General features: G+C 43.2%; 24 protein-coding genes. 6 read left to right on the forward strand and 18 right to left on the reverse strand.

Annotated elements, in window-relative coordinates; translation table 11 throughout:
* Positions 1-25: 25 nt before the first annotated feature.
* The 13 genes from rplN to thiD all read right to left on the reverse strand — a co-directional run bounded on the left by rplN (position 26) and on the right by thiD (position 6,674).
* Complete coding sequence (rplN, locus tag IGJ05_RS09840; protein WP_003128006.1) at positions 26-394, reverse strand: 50S ribosomal protein L14; 369 nt, start codon at positions 392-394, stop codon at positions 26-28.
* 60 nt (positions 395-454) lie between these two features.
* Positions 455-721 (reverse strand): 30S ribosomal protein S17, encoded by a 267-nt coding sequence (rpsQ, locus tag IGJ05_RS09845; RefSeq protein WP_003128005.1) that lies wholly within the window; start codon positions 719-721, stop codon positions 455-457.
* A 24-nt stretch (positions 722-745) separates the two neighbouring features.
* Positions 746-934 carry a 50S ribosomal protein L29 gene (gene rpmC, locus IGJ05_RS09850; RefSeq protein WP_002288664.1) on the reverse strand — a complete coding sequence of 63 codons (189 nt, stop codon included), beginning with the start codon at positions 932-934 and terminating at the stop codon, positions 746-748.
* Complete coding sequence (gene rplP / locus IGJ05_RS09855) at positions 924-1,358, reverse strand: 50S ribosomal protein L16 (protein WP_005226918.1); 435 nt, start codon at positions 1,356-1,358, stop codon at positions 924-926. The genes rpmC and rplP overlap by 11 nt, the downstream gene beginning before the upstream one ends.
* 2 nt (positions 1,359-1,360) lie before the next feature.
* Positions 1,361-2,017, reverse strand: coding sequence for a 30S ribosomal protein S3 (rpsC, locus tag IGJ05_RS09860; protein ID WP_005226916.1), 657 nt, complete (start codon positions 2,015-2,017; stop codon positions 1,361-1,363).
* 13 nt (positions 2,018-2,030) lie between these two features.
* Positions 2,031-2,378: a 50S ribosomal protein L22 gene (gene rplV, locus IGJ05_RS09865; RefSeq protein WP_003127973.1), complete on the reverse strand. Its 348-nt coding sequence runs from the start codon at positions 2,376-2,378 to the stop codon at positions 2,031-2,033.
* 23 nt (positions 2,379-2,401) lie between these two features.
* The gene (gene rpsS / locus IGJ05_RS09870) at positions 2,402-2,680 is read right to left on the reverse strand and encodes a 30S ribosomal protein S19 (RefSeq protein WP_005226914.1); all 279 of its coding nucleotides are present in this window, start codon (positions 2,678-2,680) and stop codon (positions 2,402-2,404) included.
* A 42-nt stretch (positions 2,681-2,722) separates the two neighbouring features.
* Complete coding sequence (gene rplB, locus IGJ05_RS09875) at positions 2,723-3,556, reverse strand: 50S ribosomal protein L2 (RefSeq protein WP_005226912.1); 834 nt, start codon at positions 3,554-3,556, stop codon at positions 2,723-2,725.
* A 39-nt stretch (positions 3,557-3,595) separates the two neighbouring features.
* Positions 3,596-3,889, reverse strand: coding sequence for a 50S ribosomal protein L23 (locus IGJ05_RS09880; RefSeq protein WP_005226911.1), 294 nt, complete (start codon positions 3,887-3,889; stop codon positions 3,596-3,598).
* Positions 3,889-4,512, reverse strand: coding sequence for a 50S ribosomal protein L4 (rplD, locus tag IGJ05_RS09885; RefSeq protein WP_005226910.1), 624 nt, complete (start codon positions 4,510-4,512; stop codon positions 3,889-3,891). The genes IGJ05_RS09880 and rplD overlap by 1 nt, the downstream gene beginning before the upstream one ends.
* Before the next feature lie 29 nt (positions 4,513-4,541).
* A complete protein-coding gene (gene rplC, locus IGJ05_RS09890; RefSeq protein WP_003127967.1) occupies positions 4,542-5,171 on the reverse strand; it encodes a 50S ribosomal protein L3 in 630 nt (209 codons plus the stop codon).
* Positions 5,172-5,193: 22 nt separating this feature from the next.
* Positions 5,194-5,502, reverse strand: coding sequence for a 30S ribosomal protein S10 (rpsJ, locus tag IGJ05_RS09895; protein ID WP_003127966.1), 309 nt, complete (start codon positions 5,500-5,502; stop codon positions 5,194-5,196).
* 341 nt (positions 5,503-5,843) lie between these two features.
* A complete protein-coding gene (thiD, locus tag IGJ05_RS09900) occupies positions 5,844-6,674 on the reverse strand; it encodes a bifunctional hydroxymethylpyrimidine kinase/phosphomethylpyrimidine kinase (protein ID WP_266166199.1) in 831 nt (276 codons plus the stop codon).
* Positions 6,675-6,781: 107 nt separating this feature from the next.
* Between thiD and IGJ05_RS09905 the strand changes: the two genes are divergently transcribed.
* Together IGJ05_RS09905 and IGJ05_RS09910 are read left to right on the forward strand one after the other, a co-directional pair.
* Positions 6,782-8,227, forward strand: coding sequence for a PLP-dependent aminotransferase family protein (locus IGJ05_RS09905; protein WP_266166200.1), 1,446 nt, complete (start codon positions 6,782-6,784; stop codon positions 8,225-8,227).
* A complete protein-coding gene (locus IGJ05_RS09910) occupies positions 8,211-8,936 on the forward strand; it encodes a nitroreductase family protein (RefSeq protein WP_266166201.1) in 726 nt (241 codons plus the stop codon). Before IGJ05_RS09905 ends, IGJ05_RS09910 begins: the two co-directional genes overlap by 17 nt.
* A 128-nt stretch (positions 8,937-9,064) precedes the next feature.
* Here IGJ05_RS09910 and tuf read toward each other — a convergent pair whose 3' ends face one another.
* From tuf to rpsL, 4 genes are all read right to left on the reverse strand, one after another.
* Entirely contained in the window at positions 9,065-10,252 is a 1,188-nt protein-coding gene (gene tuf / locus IGJ05_RS09915) for an elongation factor Tu (protein WP_213356137.1), read from the reverse strand.
* Between the two features lie 148 nt (positions 10,253-10,400).
* Positions 10,401-12,485, reverse strand: coding sequence for an elongation factor G (gene fusA, locus IGJ05_RS09920; RefSeq protein WP_005226900.1), 2,085 nt, complete (start codon positions 12,483-12,485; stop codon positions 10,401-10,403).
* 80 nt (positions 12,486-12,565) lie between these two features.
* Positions 12,566-13,036 (reverse strand): 30S ribosomal protein S7, encoded by a 471-nt coding sequence (gene rpsG, locus IGJ05_RS09925; RefSeq protein ID WP_003127957.1) that lies wholly within the window; start codon positions 13,034-13,036, stop codon positions 12,566-12,568.
* A gap of 70 nt (positions 13,037-13,106) precedes the next feature.
* The gene (gene rpsL / locus IGJ05_RS09930) at positions 13,107-13,520 is read right to left on the reverse strand and encodes a 30S ribosomal protein S12 (RefSeq protein WP_003127956.1); all 414 of its coding nucleotides are present in this window, start codon (positions 13,518-13,520) and stop codon (positions 13,107-13,109) included.
* Positions 13,521-13,824: 304 nt separating this feature from the next.
* Here rpsL and rpiA point away from each other — a divergent pair, with 304 nt between their 5' ends.
* From rpiA to IGJ05_RS09950, 4 genes are all read left to right on the forward strand, one after another.
* Positions 13,825-14,499: a ribose-5-phosphate isomerase RpiA gene (gene rpiA, locus IGJ05_RS09935; RefSeq protein WP_266166203.1), complete on the forward strand. Its 675-nt coding sequence runs from the start codon at positions 13,825-13,827 to the stop codon at positions 14,497-14,499.
* A 150-nt stretch (positions 14,500-14,649) separates the two neighbouring features.
* Positions 14,650-15,231, forward strand: coding sequence for a recombinase family protein (locus tag IGJ05_RS09940; RefSeq protein ID WP_005226873.1), 582 nt, complete (start codon positions 14,650-14,652; stop codon positions 15,229-15,231).
* Positions 15,232-15,425: 194 nt separating this feature from the next.
* Complete coding sequence (gpmA, locus tag IGJ05_RS09945) at positions 15,426-16,112, forward strand: 2,3-diphosphoglycerate-dependent phosphoglycerate mutase (RefSeq protein WP_005226871.1); 687 nt, start codon at positions 15,426-15,428, stop codon at positions 16,110-16,112.
* A 101-nt stretch (positions 16,113-16,213) separates the two neighbouring features.
* Positions 16,214-16,861: an SGNH/GDSL hydrolase family protein gene (locus tag IGJ05_RS09950; protein ID WP_266166205.1), complete on the forward strand. Its 648-nt coding sequence runs from the start codon at positions 16,214-16,216 to the stop codon at positions 16,859-16,861.
* Between the two features lie 52 nt (positions 16,862-16,913).
* Here the strand turns inward: IGJ05_RS09950 and IGJ05_RS09955 are convergent, their stop codons facing one another.
* A complete protein-coding gene (locus IGJ05_RS09955; RefSeq protein ID WP_015508808.1) occupies positions 16,914-18,101 on the reverse strand; it encodes an iron-containing alcohol dehydrogenase in 1,188 nt (395 codons plus the stop codon).
* Positions 18,102-18,241 lie beyond the last annotated feature (140 nt).

The following is an 18,241-nucleotide window of genomic DNA, read 5'->3' on the forward strand; positions in this document are numbered from 1 at the left end:
CACCTCCTTTAGATAAGAATCACTATTACAATACTTCTGGTGCTAGGGAAACTATCTTCATAAAGTTGCCTTCACGCAATTCGCGGGCAACTGGGCCAAAGATACGAGTTCCACGAGGGCTCTTATCGTCACGGATAATAACCGCAGCATTTTCATCGAATTTGATGTATGAACCGTCTGTACGACGAGCTCCTGATTTAGTACGAACGATAACGGCTTTAACGACGTCACCTTTTTTGACAACCCCACCTGGCGTTGCTTGTTTAACCGTAGCAACAATCACGTCACCAATATTGGCAGTTTTACGACCAGATCCGCCAAGGACTTTGATCGTTAGAATTTCACGGGCACCTGAGTTGTCCGCCACTCTTAATCGGCTTTCTGCTTGGATCACGATGTGTATCCTCCTTTCAGATTTTGCAATTCACAATCTATATAGGAAAATCTCGTGTGATTAGATAATCACTGCCTTTTCAACAATCTCTACTAGACGGAAACGTTTCGTAGCTGATAATGGACGAGTTTCCATAATTTTCACGATATCGCCAACTTTTGCTTCGTTGTTTTCATCGTGTGCTTTGTATTTCTTAGAATAGTTCAGACGTTTGCCGTAGATAGGGTGGTTTTTCTTTGTTTCAACGACAACAGTGATAGTTTTATCCATTTTGTCTGATACCACGCGACCTTGGTAAACTTTGCGTTGATTTCTTTCTTCAGTCATACGCTAAATGGCCTCCTTCCACTATTACTTAGCTTGTTCACGCAATACTGTTTTAATGCGTGCAATCGATTTACGTACTTCTTTGATACGTGCAGTGTTTTCTAATTGACCTGTTGCTAATTGGAATCTAAGATTGAACAATTCTTCTTTCAATTGTTTTTCTTGATCTAGCATTTCGGCAGTGGTTAATTCTCTGATTTCTTTAACCTTCATTCGATTCACCACCCATTTCCTCACGTTTTACGATCTTCGTTTTCACTGGTAATTTGTGAGAAGCAAGACGTAGCGCTTCGCGCGCAACTTCTTCAGGTACACCGGCAATTTCAAACATGATTTTACCACGTTTAACTGGTGATACCCATCCTTCAGGAGCCCCTTTACCAGAACCCATACGTACCCCGATAGCTTTGGCAGTATAAGATTTGTGAGGGAAAATTTTGATCCATACTTTCCCGCCACGTTTCATATAACGAGTCATTGCGATACGGGCAGCTTCGATTTGACGGTTTGTGATCCAGTGTGATTCAACAGCTTGTAAGCCGTATTCACCGAATGCTACTTCTTTTCCGCCTTTCGCTTCGCCACGCATTTTTCCGCGGAACTCACGACGGTGTTTTACACGTTTAGGTACTAACATGTTTATTTCCCTCCTTTCTCAGTGTTCTTTTTAGTTGGAAGAACTTCTCCACGATAAATCCACACTTTAACTCCTAGTTTTCCGTATGTTGTATCTGCTTCTTCCCATGCGTAATCGATGTCCGCACGTAATGTATGAAGTGGAACGGTTCCTTCTGAGTAACCTTCTGAACGAGCGATATCCGCACCATTTAGACGGCCAGAAACTTGTGTTTTGATTCCTTTAGCGCCAGAACGCATTGTGCGTTGGATCGCTTGTTTTTGAGCACGACGGAAAGCAACACGGTTTTCTAATTGACGTGCGATTCCTTCGCCTACTAATTTAGCATCTAAATCTGGTTTTTTGATTTCAACGATGTTGATGTGAACTCGTTTGCCAGTTAGGCTATTTAATTCTTTTCTTAGGTTTTCGACTTCAGATCCGCCTTTACCGATAACCATACCTGGTTTAGCTGTGTGGATTGAAATATTCACGCGGTTTGCTGCACGCTCGATCTCAACTGTAGACACAGCGGCATCAGCAAGTTTAGATGCGATAAATTTACGGATTTTCAAATCTTCATGTAGAAATTCAGCATACTCTTTTTCAGCATACCATTTAGCATCCCAGTCACGGATGATGCCTACACGCATTCCAATTGGATGTACTTTTTGACCCACTGATTGTCCCTCCTTATTTTTCTGATACGACTACAGTAATATGACTTGTACGTTTGTTGATCGGTGAAGCTGAACCTTTCGCACGTGGACGGAAACGTTTCATCGTTGGTCCTTCGTTTACGAATGCTTCAGAAACAATCAAGTTTTCAACATCTAAGTCAAAATTATTTTCTGCATTGGCAATAGCTGACATCAAGACTTTCTCGATGATTCCAGCTGCTTTATTTGGTGTGAACTTTAAGATCGCGATTGCTTCAGCAACGCTTTTCCCTCTGATTAAGTCAATAACTAGACGAGATTTACGAGGAGAAACGCGGACTGTTTTAGCAGTTGCTTTCGCTGATGTGATTTGTTCTGCCATTTTTGGATATCCTCCCCTCAAAATTAGCGTCTTGTTTTCTTATCATCGGCAGCATGTCCGCGATAAGTTCTTGTTGGTGCAAATTCACCTAATTTGTGTCCTACCATGTCTTCTTGGATGTAAACTGGTACATGTTTCCGTCCATCATACACAGCAATTGTAAATCCGATAAAATTAGGGAAAATTGTAGAACGACGTGACCAAGTTTTGATCACTTTTTTCTTTTCAGCGCCTTCTTGTGCTTCGACCTTTTTCATCAAATGGTCATCGACAAAAGGTCCTTTTTTCAAACTACGACCCATGGTGTACCTCCTCTCAAAATGTGCGACACACGGTCAAGTATATTACTTAGTTTTACGACGACGAACGATAAGTTTGTCTGATTTTGCTTTTTTGTTACGTGTTTTGTAACCAAGTGCAGGTTGTCCCCAAGGAGAAACTGGTGCTTTACGTCCGATTGGTGCTTTACCTTCACCACCACCGTGTGGGTGATCATTAGGGTTCATTACGCTACCACGTACAGTTGGGCGTTTGCGCATCCAACGAGAACGACCGGCTTTACCGATGTTGATCAATTCGTGTTGTTCATTACCAACAGAACCGATTGTTGCACGACATGATGCTAAGATCATCCGTACTTCACCAGAGTTCAAGCGGATCAATACGTATTTGCCTTCTTTACCAAGTACTTGAGCACTTGTTCCAGCTGAACGAATCAATTGTCCACCTTTACCAGGTTTCATTTCGATGTTGTGGATAACAGTACCGACTGGAATGTTTTCTAGTGGTAATGCATTCCCTACTTTAATATCTGCATCTGGACCAGAAACGACAGTCATGCCAACTTCTAATCCTTTAGGTGCTAAGATGTATGCTTTTACTCCATCCTCGTAATGTACTAACGCAATGTTAGCAGAACGGTTTGGATCATATTCAATCGTTTTAACCGTAGCAACGACGTTGTCTTTGTTACGTTTGAAATCGATCAAACGGTATTGACGTTTGTGACCGCCACCTTGATGACGAACCGTGATACGTCCGTTGTTGTTACGACCAGCATTGTTTTTCAAAGGAGCTAACAATGTTTTTTCTGGTGTTGAAGTTGTGATTTCAGCGAAATCAGAACTTGTCATATTACGACGGCCGTTCGTGGTAGGTTTGTACTTTTTAATCGCCACGTCTTTTTCCCTCCCATGTAAAGTTTATGCGTGAGTTGCTTATTCAGCAGCTTCGAAAATTTGGATTTCTTTAGAATCTTCAGTTAAAGTCACAACAGCTTTGCGACGTTTTTTTGTATATCCTGCATATTTACCCATGCGTTTGAATTTCGGACGAACGTTGATGATGTTCACGTTTGCCACTTTCACTCCGTCAAAGGCAGCTTCTACAGCTTGTTTTACTAAAGTTTTGTTAGCTTTTGTGTCCACTTCAAAAGTGTATTTCTTGTCATCCATGGCAAGCATTGATTTTTCAGTGATCACTGGGCGTTTAATAACGTCTAGTAAGTTCATTATGCAAGCACCTCCTCGATCTGAGTAAGAGCAGTTTGTGTCACTAACATTTTGTCGTTAGAAACGATGTCTAAAACACTAATGTTATCAGCAGTAACTACAGAAACTTTTGGCAAGTTGCGCGCAGATAAAGCGGCAAAGTCGTTTTCAGATTCTAAAACTACCAATACTTTAGAGTCAATTGTCAAGTTAGCTAAAACTTGTTTGAATTCTTTTGTTTTTGGAGCATCAAAGCTTAATCCTTCTACTGCTACCAAGTTATTTGAAGCAACTTTTTCTGACAATACAGATTTCATTGCTAAGCGACGAACTTTTTTAGGAAGTTTGTAGCTGTATGAACGTGGTGTTGGTCCGAAGACTACGCCACCTCCACGCCATTGTGGTGAACGGATTGAACCTTGACGGGCACGTCCAGTTCCTTTTTGGCGCCATGGTTTACGGCCACCGCCACGAACGGCACTGCGGTTTTTCACAGCGTGTGTTCCTTGTCTTAATGAAGCGCGTTGCATGATGATTGCATCATAGACAACTGATTCATTTGGTTCGATTCCGAAGATTTCTTCGTTCAATGTAATTTCGCCATTTTGGCTTCCATCTTGTTTGAATAATGCTACATTCGGCATTCCTTAGTTCCTCCTTTCTTCCTATCTACTTATTTAGCTTTCACAGCTGATTTGATTGTAATCAATGATTTTTTCGCGCCAGGTACATTACCTTTGATCAAGATAACGTTGCGTTCTGCGTCTACGCGTACGATTTCCAAGTTTTGGATCGTGATGCGATTTCCGCCCATACGTCCAGCAAGACGTTTGTTTTTGAATACACGGTTAGGTGCAACTGGACCCATTGATCCAGGACGACGGTGGTAACGAGAACCGTGAGCCATTGGTCCGCGGCTTTGTCCGTGACGTTTGATAACGCCTTGGAATCCTTTACCTTTCGAAGTGCCGGTTACATCGATGATGTCTCCTGCTTCAAAAATATCAACTTTGATTTCTGATCCTACTTCTAAGCCCTCTAGCTCTACATTCTTGAATTCGCGAATGAAGCGCTTAGGAGCCGTGTTTGCTTTTGCAACATGACCTTTCGCAGGTTTGTTAGACAAAACTTCACGCATATCTTGGTAGCCGACTTGAATTGCTTCGTAGCCGTCATTTTCGATTGTTTTCACTTGTAGCACTACGTTTGGTGTAGCTTCTACTACAGTTACTGGAATCAATTCGCCAGATTCAGTGAAGATTTGAGTCATTCCCACTTTTTTCCCTAAGATTCCTTTGGTCATGATTACACCTCCATCTTAATTATTATAGTTTGATTTCGATATTAACACCGCTTGGCAAGTCTAGCTTCATTAAAGCATCAACAGTTTTTGGTGTTGGATTCACAATGTCGATTAGACGTTTGTGTGTACGCATTTCGAATTGTTCGCGTGAATCTTTGTATTTGTGCGTCGCACGGATGATCGTGTACAAGCTGCGTTCAGTTGGTAATGGAATTGGACCAGATACGCCAGCTCCAGTTCTCTTTGCAGTTTCTACGATTTTATCCGCTGATTGATCTAAAATACGATGTTCATACGCTTTTAAACGGATACGAATTTTTTGTTTTGCCATTGTTTTCCCTCCTTCGCCTATTTTGAAAAGTAGACATAGCTCCACGAAAATTTTCCGTCACGCTCGTCCATGGCAAAGCGTCCGGGCGTGTCGCAACCTCTCGTTTCGTAGCCGGCAGAAAATTTCTTTGCTGCCAGTGTGACTTACGTATTTACGTAAACAGCACCTTTATGATTATATTACGGATAAACATTGATTGCAAGCTTTTTTTATGGAAAAACCGGGATTCTTTTGCATTTCTTTCAGAAAATTTTCTTTTGGTTTCGTAACACAAAAAAAGAAGCGTTGACCGCTTCTTTTAAGCACTTCTTCATTTCCTATTTATTATAGAAGAAAACCTGCTATTGCTGCGCTTTTTCCTCCATACGGTCTTGGGCGTGGGTATAGGCACCATGCCACACATGACCCACATATGGATTGATGACCACTCCTTCTTTGATTGCCGCTGTGACAAAGGCTTTCGCTAACCGAACGCTTTCCACGACGGGTTTGCCTTTTGCAAGACCCGCAGCGATCGCAGCTGAAAAGGTGCAGCCTGCCCCGTGATTGAAATCGGTAGCGATTTTGTCACTTTCTAACAAGAGGAAGGATTGCCCATCGTAAACGAGGTCAACGGCTTTTGCTCCTGGCAAGCGATGCCCCCCTTTGATCACGACGTATTTAGCACCTAATTCATGGATTTTTTCAGCAGCTTGCTTCATGGCCTCCACACTCGTCAAATCACCCAAACCTGAAAGAATCCCCGCTTCTACTAAATTAGGGGTGACAACATCTGCTAACGGCAACAAATGCGTGATGATGGCATCGACGCTTTTTGGCTGTAAGATTTCTGCAGTCCCTTTGCAAGCAATGACAGGATCGATCACCACATTTTTGACTTGCTGCTGTTGGATCATCTGCGCAGCTTGGACAATATTGTCTTCATTGCCTAACATACCCGTTTTTAGAGCATCCATCGGATCACCTGCAAAAGCAGAGATCGTTTGTTTTTCGACAAGCGCTGTTTCCATCGCCGTTACTTCATGGCTCCAACCTGCTTGTGGGTCCATCGTGACGATCGAAGCGATCGTGGCAAAACCAAAGACACCATATTCCTGAAATGTTTTTAAATCTGCTTCGATACCGGCACCTCCGGTTGAATCTGACCCAGCAATTGATAGGACTTTTTCCATCTTCCTCATCTCCTTGTGCTTTTTGCTAAGTATAGTCAATCTTCCCCTTGACGAAAAGAGCCATTTGGCTTATTTTTAAACCATCCAATTGAAAAAGGTGGTGCAGGATGGCTTCATCAAGTATCGACAAACAGAAGAAACAACCGATTTACCAGCAGATCGTGACTCATTTTATCGAAGAGATCCAATCGGGAATCTATGGACCTGGGGATCGTTTGCCACCAGAGCGCAGCCTTGCTCAGACTTTTGGCGTCAATCGTTCCACCGTCGTCAAAGCGTTAGATGAATTGAAAAGCTTAGGATGGATCGAACGAAAACAAGGCAGCGGCTCTCGTGTATTGGAAGGTCGTTGGGGGAACCGCCAAACGCCACTTTCTTATTTGCGTTCGTCTTTAAGCAGCCCTTATCTGCAGCAAGACCCTTACGTTCAACAGATTCAGCATTTGCGCACCGAGAAGGATGTGCTGGATCTGTACACAGGTGATCTACCTGCCGATCTGATCCCCGATTTCACGTTTCCTGCCTTTACCTGGGAAGAGATTCGCAAGGAAAGCACCAAAGTATTACCGACGGGTTATGAACCTTTGCAAGAAATCTTATTGCAGCACCTTGCTGATTCCTTCAATTTGCCCACCAACGGACAAAAACTAGTGATCACTGCTGGATCGACACAAGGAATCACCTTGCTAATGCAAGTCTTATTGCATGCGGGGGATTGTATCGCGACAGAGGACCCTTCTTTCTTGTTCTCTCTCCCCTTGTTTTCCACGATGAATGTCCAGCTGATCGGGATCAAGCAAGATAGCGAAGGAATGCGGCCTGCGGCATTGGAAAAAGTGTTGAAGGAAAAGAAGATCAAATTCGTCTATCTGAATCCCACCTTCCAAAATCCAACGGGTCATACTATGACTGACCATCGGCGCCAAGCGATCATCCGCCTTTGCCAGACCTACCAAGTACCGATCATTGAGGATGATGTTTTTAGCGAGTTGGCTTTTGATAAAGTACCGCCCAAGCTAAAATCCATGGCTCCCGAAACCGTCATTTATTTAGGCTCGCTTTCAAAATTACTAGGATCATCCATCAAAATCGGCTGGCTTTTGGTGCCAGAAGCGTTAGCCGATCAATTTGCCCAAGCGAAAAAACGGATGGCGATCGATACCACGATCTTCCCGCAAGTCCTTGCCAACATCGCCTTACGCTCCTTTGATTACCACCAGCAACAGCGGACACTGCTTGCAGAAATGGCCCAGCGTCAGCAAGACTTACTCCAACTCTTGCAGGCATTTCAGGAGGATTGGCAATGGCAGCCGACGAAAGGTGGTCTTTACCTGTGGTTGACTTGGCGTCACCGCACATTGACTCGCAAAGATTGGTCACTCTTTTTGGCGAACGATTGCTTAGTAGCACCTGCGTTTCTTTTCAGTAACGATACGAATGGCTTGCGTTTGAACTATACCCGCTTAGCCAAAGATGATTTACCGCTATTTCAAGAACGATTCACAAAAATCACCCAACAGTTAAAGGAGCAAACCTATGAACGAAACCATTGAGCTTTTGCACAATCACCGCACTTACCGACAATTTGACCCTGACTACCGCTTGAGCCAAGAGCAAGTAACCGCGATTTTGACTGCGGCTCGTCAAGCACCTAGCTGGATGAACGGGCAAGCCTATTCGATCTTAGTGATCGACGACCCGCAGATCCGCCAACAAATGGTCGAATGGAATCCTGGCAATCCTCATATCGCAGCAAGTTCACTCTTTCTGCTATTTTTAGCTGATTTAAATCGAGCCAAAAAAGTTGCTGACGAAAAACAGACTCCCTATCCAATCGATGAGGGCTATCAGCCATTATTGATCGCCACAACTGATGCCAGCATCGCTTTGCAATCTGGTGCGATCGCTGCTGAATCACTGGGCTTAGGCACCGTCATTTCCGGCAGTGTCCGCAAAGACAGCGCCAAAATCGCTGAATTGTTGCACTTACCAGAATATGTCTATCCTGTGGCTGGTTTGAGCATCGGTAAACCAATCGTAGAAATGAAGGTCAAACCTCGCTTGCCAGAAGAAGCGGTCATTCATTACAACCATTATCAGGACTATTCTTATGAGGCGATCGAAGCGTACGATCAAACGATGACTGCTTTTGGAGAAGCCCGCGAGACCAAACCATGGTCAGAAAAATTCGCTGGCTTTTACAGCAATCGTCCTGACCAAGGATTTGACACCTTCTTGAAGAAGCAAAATCTAATAAAATAAAAGGCGCCGCTCTCTTTAGCTTCGATGAACCGTAACGGATTCATCCACGCTAGAGAGAGCGGCTTTTTTTCTACAAGAGTCAAAAAAAGAGCAAAAGCGCGTACGCTTTTGCTCTTCGATCAATCAAATTAAGCTTGGATTGCAGTTACAACGCCTGAACCAACAGTACGTCCGCCTTCACGAATTGAGAAACGAGTTCCGTCTTCGATAGCGATTGGGTGGATCAATTCAACGTCGATTGTTACGTTATCACCAGGCATAACCATTTCAGTTCCTTCTGGTAATTCAACAACACCAGTTACGTCAGTTGTACGGAAGTAGAACTGAGGACGGTAGTTAGTGAAGAATGGTGTGTGACGTCCACCTTCTTCTTTTGTTAAAACGTAAACTTCAGCTTTAAATTTTGTATGAGGTGTGATTGTACCAGCTTTAGCCAATACTTGTCCACGTTGGATGTCTTCACGAGCAACACCACGTAGCAATGCACCAATGTTATCCCCTGCTTCAGCATAGTCTAACAATTTACGGAACATTTCAACACCAGTTACAGTTGTTTTAGCAGTTTCTTCAGCAATACCAACGATTTCAACTTCGTCACCAACGCGAACTTGTCCACGTTCAACACGGCCTGTAGCAACAGTACCACGTCCAGTGATTGAGAATACGTCTTCGACTGGCATCATGAATGGTTTGTCAGTGTCACGTTCTGGAGTTGGAACGTATTCGTCAACTGCAGCCATTAATTCCATGATTTTTTCTTCGTATGAAGCATCGCCTTCAAGAGCTTTCAAAGCAGAACCAGCGATTACAGGAACATCGTCGCCTGGGAAGTCATATTCTGACAATAAGTCACGAACTTCCATTTCAACTAATTCTAGTAATTCTTCGTCATCAACCATATCCATTTTGTTTAAGAAAACAACGATGTATGGTACACCAACGTTACGTGATAACAAGATGTGTTCACGTGTTTGAGGCATAGGACCATCAGCAGCAGATACTACTAAGATCGCGCCGTCCATTTGAGCAGCACCAGTGATCATGTTTTTAACGTAGTCCGCGTGTCCTGGGCAGTCAACGTGAGCATAGTGACGTGCTTCAGTTTCGTACTCAACGTGAGCAGTTGAGATAGTGATTCCGCGTTCGCGTTCTTCTGGAGCGCCATCGATTTGGTCGTAAGCTGAAGCTTGAGCCAAACCTTTTTTAGATAATACAGTTGTGATAGCAGCTGTAAGTGTAGTTTTACCATGGTCAACGTGTCCGATCGTACCAATGTTTACGTGGGGTTTAGAACGGTCAAATTTTTCTTTTGCCATTTTAAAATGTTCCTCCTAAAAATGCAGTTTATTTTTTATATTTGATAGGTAGGGAGCCGCAGCTCCCCATCCCTTATCATCGATAATATTGTACACGAAACTCAGAAAAAAATATAGCTTTTTACTTAATTTCCTATACTTCCATCAATTATTCAGCTTTGCCGCCGTTTTTCTTGATGATTTCTTCTTGAACAGATTTAGGTACATCTTCATAGTGATCAAATGTCATCATGAACGTACCGCGACCTTGTGTTGATGAACGAAGTGTTGTTGCGTAACCGAACATTTCAGCTAATGGCACGATTGCGTTCACGATTTGTGAGTTACCGTGTGCTTCCATTCCTTCTACGCGTCCACGACGAGCAGTTACGTGACCCATAACATCACCTAAGTAATCTTCTGGTACAGTGATAACTACTTTCATCATTGGTTCAAGAATTACTGGGTTTGCTTTCTTCGCTGCAGCACGTAAAGCCATAGAAGCTGCAACACGGAAGGCAGTTTCACTTGAATCGACATCATGGTATGAACCATCATAAAGTTTTGCTTTGATGTCTACTAATGGGTAACCGGCTAAGACACCGTTCGCCATTGAGTCTTCAAGTCCTTTTTCAACTGCTGGGATGTATTCACGAGGAACCACACCACCGACAATCGCGTTTTCGAATTCGAAGCCTTTACCTTCTTCGTTTGGTGTAAATTCGACCCATACGTGACCGTATTGACCTTTACCACCAGACTGACGTACAAATTTACCTTCCGCTTGTGTTGCTGCACGGAATGTTTCACGATAAGAAACTTGAGGCGCACCTACGTTTGCTTCAACTTTAAATTCGCGACGCATACGGTCAACTAAGACGTCCAAGTGAAGTTCTCCCATACCAGCGATAACAGTTTCGCCTGTTTCAGCGTTTGTTTCCACACGGAATGATGGATCTTCTTCAGCAAGTTTTTGTAAAGCAACCCCCATTTTATCTTGGTCAGCTTTTGATTTAGGCTCAACAGCGACTTCGATAACTGGTTCTGGGAATTCGATTGATTCAAGGATTACTGGTGATTTTTCATCACATAGTGTATCCCCAGTTGTTGTGTCTTTCAAACCAACAGCAGCGGCGATATCGCCTGAGTATACTGTTTGGATTTCAGCACGAGTGTTGGCGTGCATTTGTAGGATACGACCGATACGTTCGCGCTTGCCTTTTGAAGCATTCAATACGTATGATCCAGAGTTCAAGATACCTGAATACACACGGAAGAATGTCAAACGACCTACGAATGGGTCAGTCATTACTTTAAATGCTAATGAAGCAAATGGTGCTTCATCGTCAGCCGGACGATCAGTTTCTTCGTCTGTTTTAGGATTGATCCCTTTAATCGCAGGAACATCAAGTGGTGAAGGCAAGTAGTCGATGACTGCATCCAACATCAATTGAACCCCTTTGTTTTTAAAGGCAGATCCGCAAAGAACAGGGAAAAAGTCAACAGTCAATGTTGCTTGACGAATACCAGCTTTCAATTCTTCTTCTGTGATTTCTTCACCTTCCAAGAATTTCATCATTAGTTCTTCATCAGTATCAGCAACAGCTTCGATTAATTTTTCGCGCCATTCTTCAGCTAATTCTACATATTCTTCAGGAATTTCAGTCTCTTGGATTTCAGTTCCTAAGTCATTTGTGTAGATTTCAGCTTTCATTTTTACTAAGTCGATAATACCAGTAAAGTCATCTTCCGCACCAATTGGTAATTGGATTGGGTGAGCATTTGCTTGTAAACGATCATGTAAAGTTGATACAGAGTATAAGAAGTCTGCACCAATTTTGTCCATTTTGTTACAGAATACAACACGTGGTACGCGGTAGTCTGTCGCTTGACGCCAAACTGTTTCTGTTTGAGGTTCTACACCTGATTGTGAGTCCAACACAGTTACAGCACCATCAAGTACACGCAATGAACGTTGCACTTCGATTGTGAAGTCCACGTGTCCTGGTGTGTCGATGATATTTACGCGGTTTTCTTTCCATTGCGCAGTTGTCGCAGCAGAAGTGATTGTGATCCCACGTTCTTGTTCTTGTTCCATCCAGTCCATTTGAGAAGCACCTTCATGTGTTTCACCAATTTTATGGATTTTACCTGTGTAATAAAGGATACGTTCAGTTGTCGTTGTTTTACCAGCGTCAACGTGGGCCATGATCCCGATATTACGAGTTTTTTCTAGCGAAAATTCTCTTGCCATTCTAGGTTGTTCCCCTCTCATTCTTACTTAACTTAAGCTAAGGTTGTCTCAGTACCTTCCAATAAAAAGCAGTGAGGATCTTACCAACGATAGTGAGCAAATGCGCGGTTGGCTTCCGCCATTTTGTGTGTGTCTTCGCGTTTTTTCACAGAAGCACCAGTGTTGTTCGCTGCATCCATGATTTCTTTTGCAAGACGTTCTTCCATTGTGTGTTCGCCACGCAAACGAGCGTAGTTTACCACCCAACGAAGACCTAGAGTTGTACGACGTTCAGGACGTACTTCTACTGGTACTTGGTAGTTAGAACCACCGACACGGCGAGCTTTAACTTCCAATACAGGCATAATGTTTTTCATTGCTTGTTCGAAAACTTCCAATGGATCATTTCCTGTAGATTCTTTGATAATGCCAAAAGCATTGTAGATAATATTTGCAGCAACACCGCGTTTACCATCAACCATTACACGGTTGATCAAACGAGTTACTAATTTTGAGTTATAAATAGGATCTGGTAAAACATCACGTTTTGCAACAGGACCTTTACGAGGCATCCGTAACTCCTCCTTCCGAGATATCAGTTCTGATTTAAATAAGATTCATTTGATCTGTTTGTCTTAAAGATTAAGCTTTAGGACGTTTTGTACCATATTTAGAACGAGATTGTTTACGATCGTTAACACCGGCAGTATCCAATGCACCACGAACGATATGGTAACGTACCCCTGGTAAGTCTTTTACACGTCCACCACGTAACAAGACCACGCTGTGTTCTTGTAAGTTGTGTCCGATACCTGGAATATAAGCTGTCACTTCAATCAAGTTTGACAAACGAACACGCGCATATTTACGTAGAGCTGAGTTCGGTTTTTTCGGTGTCATAGTTCCCACACGAGTAGCTACCCCACGCTTTTGAGGTGAGTTAACATTCGTTTGAGCTTTCTTGAAACTGTTATATCCTTTGTTCAATGCTGGTGAATTTGATTTTTCAACCTTGGATTTACGAGGTTTACGTACTAATTGATTAATTGTAGGCATCCCTAGTTGTCCTCCTTCCTTGATTCGCTTTATAGTCCCACACATCCAGGTGGTTCTTTTTTTGCGATAAAAAATAATGCATTCTCTGCATTCATATCAACTATGCTTTGATAGACAGTCAGCACGTCTCCAACGAGAGACCTGTAGATAAAGCACCTTTGATAGAATATCATGCTTATTCTTACCTGTCAAGTATCCTCCTAAGCTTTTTTCAAAAGAAATCTGTTACGAAAAAATCCGCAAATTTTGCGCTTCTTCCTATATAATAGAGACAAAGCATTTATTTAAAAAAGGCGGGAAGAAAATGAACCTAAAAGAAATGGTCGGCATTGAAGCGGCTAGTTATGTAAAAGATGGCATGGTCGTTGGCTTGGGCACTGGCTCAACAGCCTACTACATGATTGAAGAACTGGGTCGACGTGTAAAAGAAGAAGGTCTATCGATCACGGGTGTCCCAACTTCTTGGGCATCGAAAAAACAAGCAGAAGGATTAGGTATCCCGATTCGCACCATCGATGAAGTGGACGCTGTGGATCTAACGATCGACGGTGCAGATGAGATCAGCCAGGATTATCATGGCATCAAAGGCGGCGGTGCAGCCCTTTTATTCGAAAAAATTGTGGCGTCTAACTCCAAAAAAGTCTTGTGGATCGTTGATGAATCGAAAATGGTCGAAACACTTGGTGCCTTCCCGTTGCCAGTGGAAGTGATCCCTTACGGCAGCCAACAGCTGTTGCGTCTGTTCGAGAAGAAAAACTACCATCCAAAACTGCGTCTGAATGAAGAAGGCGAACCGTTAAAAACCGATTGTAGCAATTACATCATCGATCTTAATCTAGAAACGATCACCGCTCCTACTGAGTTGGCACAGGAATTAGATGCTACAGTGGGCGTGGTTGAACACGGTCTGTTTTTGGATATGGTCCATACGATCATTGTCGGATTGCCTGAAGGCCCGAGTACCAAGCACGTCAGATAAAGGAAACAAAAAAGAGGAGCAATAATGCTTCTCTTTTTTTCGTTATTTTTCTTCAATCGACTTAATTTTTATTATTTTTTGTGCAAATTACCCTATCATTTAAGAAATAATTATGATACATTCAATAAAAAGGGAAAGGTAGGAGGGTTTATGAAAATCATAGGCTATGCTCGTTCAACGATCACCGACAACTCAACAAGTGAACAATTAAACAAGCTCGAAGAATTTGGGTGTCATGAATTTTTCCATGAGACATTTAGCGTGGAAGAAAGTGAAGAAAATCATTCATTGGAGTCAGTGGTGGCACAAATGCAGCCCGGCGACACCTTAGTCGTTACGGAACTGCATCGTTTAGGGAAAACCACCAGACAGCTGACCGATCTCACTGATCTATTAAAACAGCGAGAGCTTCATCTGGTTTCACTGGCAGAACAAATCGATACCCGCGGTCCGATGGGACAGGTTTACTTCAATTTAATGGAAGGACTTGCGATCATGGAACGCTCACTCATCAAAGAGCGCACGCTGGTCGGCTTAAATAAAGCCCGCAAAAAAGGCAAAATTGGCGGTCGTCCAAAAATCGATCCGAAAACGATCAAAAAAATCCGTCAATTGTACTACGAGAAAAAAGAAACGATTCAATATATTTCTGAAAAATGCGGTGTTTCTGTAGGTACATGCTATAAATACATAAAATTATCCGAAGAAGAATGGAACAAGTTACGTTCATAGTTGTCGACTCCCCCTAGAACAGCATGAAACAAAAGCGGTCCTCTTTTTAATGATCCCCTTTTGTTTTTCCTTAAGAATGGCGTTTTCCCCCAGCTTTTCCTCCAAAACCATGGAAATTCTTTGAGAAAGAGTGTACAATAAATACGGAATTGAAAATTTCAGAAAAATATCGAATATCTAAAGGAGAGTTTTACATGCCAAAATTAGTATTTTCTCGTCATGGACTAAGCGAATGGAACAAATTAAACCAGTTTACCGGTTGGGCTGATGTTGATCTAGCGCCAGAAGGTGTCGAAGAAGCAATCGAAGGCGGACGTAAAATCAAAGAAGCAGGCATCGAATTTGACGTTGCTTACACATCTGTTTTAACTCGTGCCATCAAAACTTGTAATTACATTTTAGAATATTCTGATCAACTTTGGGTACCAACGATCAAATCATGGCGCTTAAACGAACGTCATTACGGTAAATTACAAGGTTTAAATAAAAAAGAAACTGCTGAAAAATACGGTGACGAACAAGTACACATCTGGCGTCGTTCTTACGATGTTTTACCTCCATTGATGGAAGCTTCAGATGAAGGTTCTGCTGCAAACGACCGTCGTTATGCAATGCTTGACCCTCGCGACGTACCTGGTGGAGAAAACTTAAAAGTTACTTTAGAACGTGCATTGCCTTTCTGGCAAGATGAAATCGCCCCAGCATTAAAAGACGACAAAACTGTCTTAGTTGCGGCTCACGGAAACTCTCTACGTGCATTAGCAAAACATATCGAAGGTATTTCTGACGAAGATATCATGGATCTTGAGATCCCAACTGGTCAACCACTTGTTTATGAATTGAACGATGATTTGACTGTTGCGAAAAAATACTACTTATAAGCCTCGCTTATCGCTGCCCTTTTTAAAAAAAGGGCAGTTTTTTTATTGGCATTTCCTCCCCCCTCTTTTATAATTGAGGGCGTACTCGAAAGGAGCTTACTATGAAACTAGTCAAAAATGATACCGTTTTATTTTTAGGTGACAGCATCACAGATTGCGATCGTGATCGCCAAGATCCCCACGATTTAGGACATGGGTTTGCCCGTCTCGTTGCCGATCAGCTGGCAGAAACATTCCCCACTGCAGGATTTACCTTTTATAATCGGGGGATCGGCGGCAACAAAGCTGCCGACGTCTTAGCCCGTCTCCAAGAAGATTGCCTTCAATTAGCACCTGACGTCTTGGTCTTTATGATTGGGATCAACGACACGTGGCACAATGCCGGTGGTCCCGATTTTGGTTCAGAAGCTGCGGCAACGTCCTTTGAGGCAACCTACCGTCAAATTCTGGAACAAGTGACCCAACAGGGGATCACGCGCATTTTCTTGCTGGAACCTTTTGTTTTGCCATATCCTGAGGATCGCCAAACTTGGCGGATCGATCTTGATCCGAAAATCCAAATCGTTCGTCACTTAGCTGCCGCCTTTCATTGTCAGTTGCTGCCGCTGGATGGCTTGTTTGCCGAAGCAGCCGTTGCTAGCTCCCCGCAGGCACTGACAGGCGATGACGGGGTGCACCCCACTCCTGCAGGACACGCCTTGATTGCAGATCAGCTAATGGCCCGTTTGGCTTTTTCTTCTGAAGGATAAATAAACAGACCGCTCCGCGACAACCAAGTCGCAGGAACGGTCTTTTTTATGATTAAAGATAGGTTGAAGGAGTCAAGGAATCTTGGTAGATTGCAATCACGTCTTCTTCTTGCAGCGGTACATACGCATTTGTTGCAATAGAGCTGAATTGAACTGCTTGAGCCGCCATTTCAGCAAAATGGGTGTCATCGGCGATCCCTACTTCTGGCAAAGTCATCGGAATATCGCAAGAAGCAAAAAAGTCATACAGTTTTTGAATCCCCATTCGGGCAGCTAATTCTGGCACTGCTTCTTGGACACCAAAGACTTCTCTAGCAAACCGCGCAAATTTCGGCGCCGTTTCTTCATTCAATACATGAAGCATCCAGCGTGGGGTCAAAATCGCTAAGCCGATGCCATGGGTAATGTCATAAAACGCACTCAACTCATGCTCCATCGCATGACAAGACCAAGCACCACCCTTGCCGCTTCCAGTCAAACCATTTAAGGCTAAGGTGCTCGCCCACATCAAATTCGCCCGTGCATCATAGTCTGTGGGGTCATTTAATGCGATGGGCAGATTTTTAATGACTGCTTTTAGCAATCCTTCTGCTACACCGTCTTGGACATCTGTTCCTTCTGTTTTACTGAAATAATTTTCAATCAGATGGCTCATGATATCCGCTGAACCGGCAGCCGTTTGATAGCGACTGACACTAAAGGTCGTTGTTGGATCTAAAAAGGATACTTTCGGTAAAAATTCGGGTCCGTGAACACCAAGTTTTTGTTTCGTTTCTAGATTAGAGATCACCGCGCCGCGATTCATTTCACTGCCGGTAGCCGCAAGGGTCAAGATCGTTACTAATGGAATCGCTGGTCCTTGATAGCTTCTGGAAAGGACTAAGTCCCAAGGCTCTTGCTCACTGCAAGCCGCCCCGGCGATCACTTTGCTGCAATCAATTACAGAACCGCCGCCAACAGCTAAAATGACGTCGATCGTTTCTGAACGACAAAGAGCGGCTCCTTGACGAACGGTTTCGATTCGTGGATTTGGATCGACACCAGTCAATTCAGTGACTTGATTGCCGTTGGCAGTCAATTGCGCCATGACTGCATCGTACAAACCGTTTTTCTTGATACTGCCGCCACCATAGACTAGCAAGACGTTTTTTCCAAATGTATTCAGTACTTCTGGCAGCTCGTTCAGACGGTCTTTCCCAAAACGAATGTCCGTCGTTACATGAAACGTAAAATTATTCATTGTCTCGTCTCCTTTTTACACCTTTTCTTTTCATTAAACCATTTTCTGGCAAAAGTGCAACGCTTCTTCGTGGCTTTTTGCCAACAAAAAAAGATAACACATTCTCGGTTGCATGCAAACCAATACGATTTGGCTGCTTG

Origin of the sequence: Enterococcus sp. AZ167, assembly GCF_051714025.1 — a bacterium.
Lineage (GTDB): Bacteria > Bacillota > Bacilli > Lactobacillales > Enterococcaceae > Enterococcus_D > Enterococcus_D casseliflavus.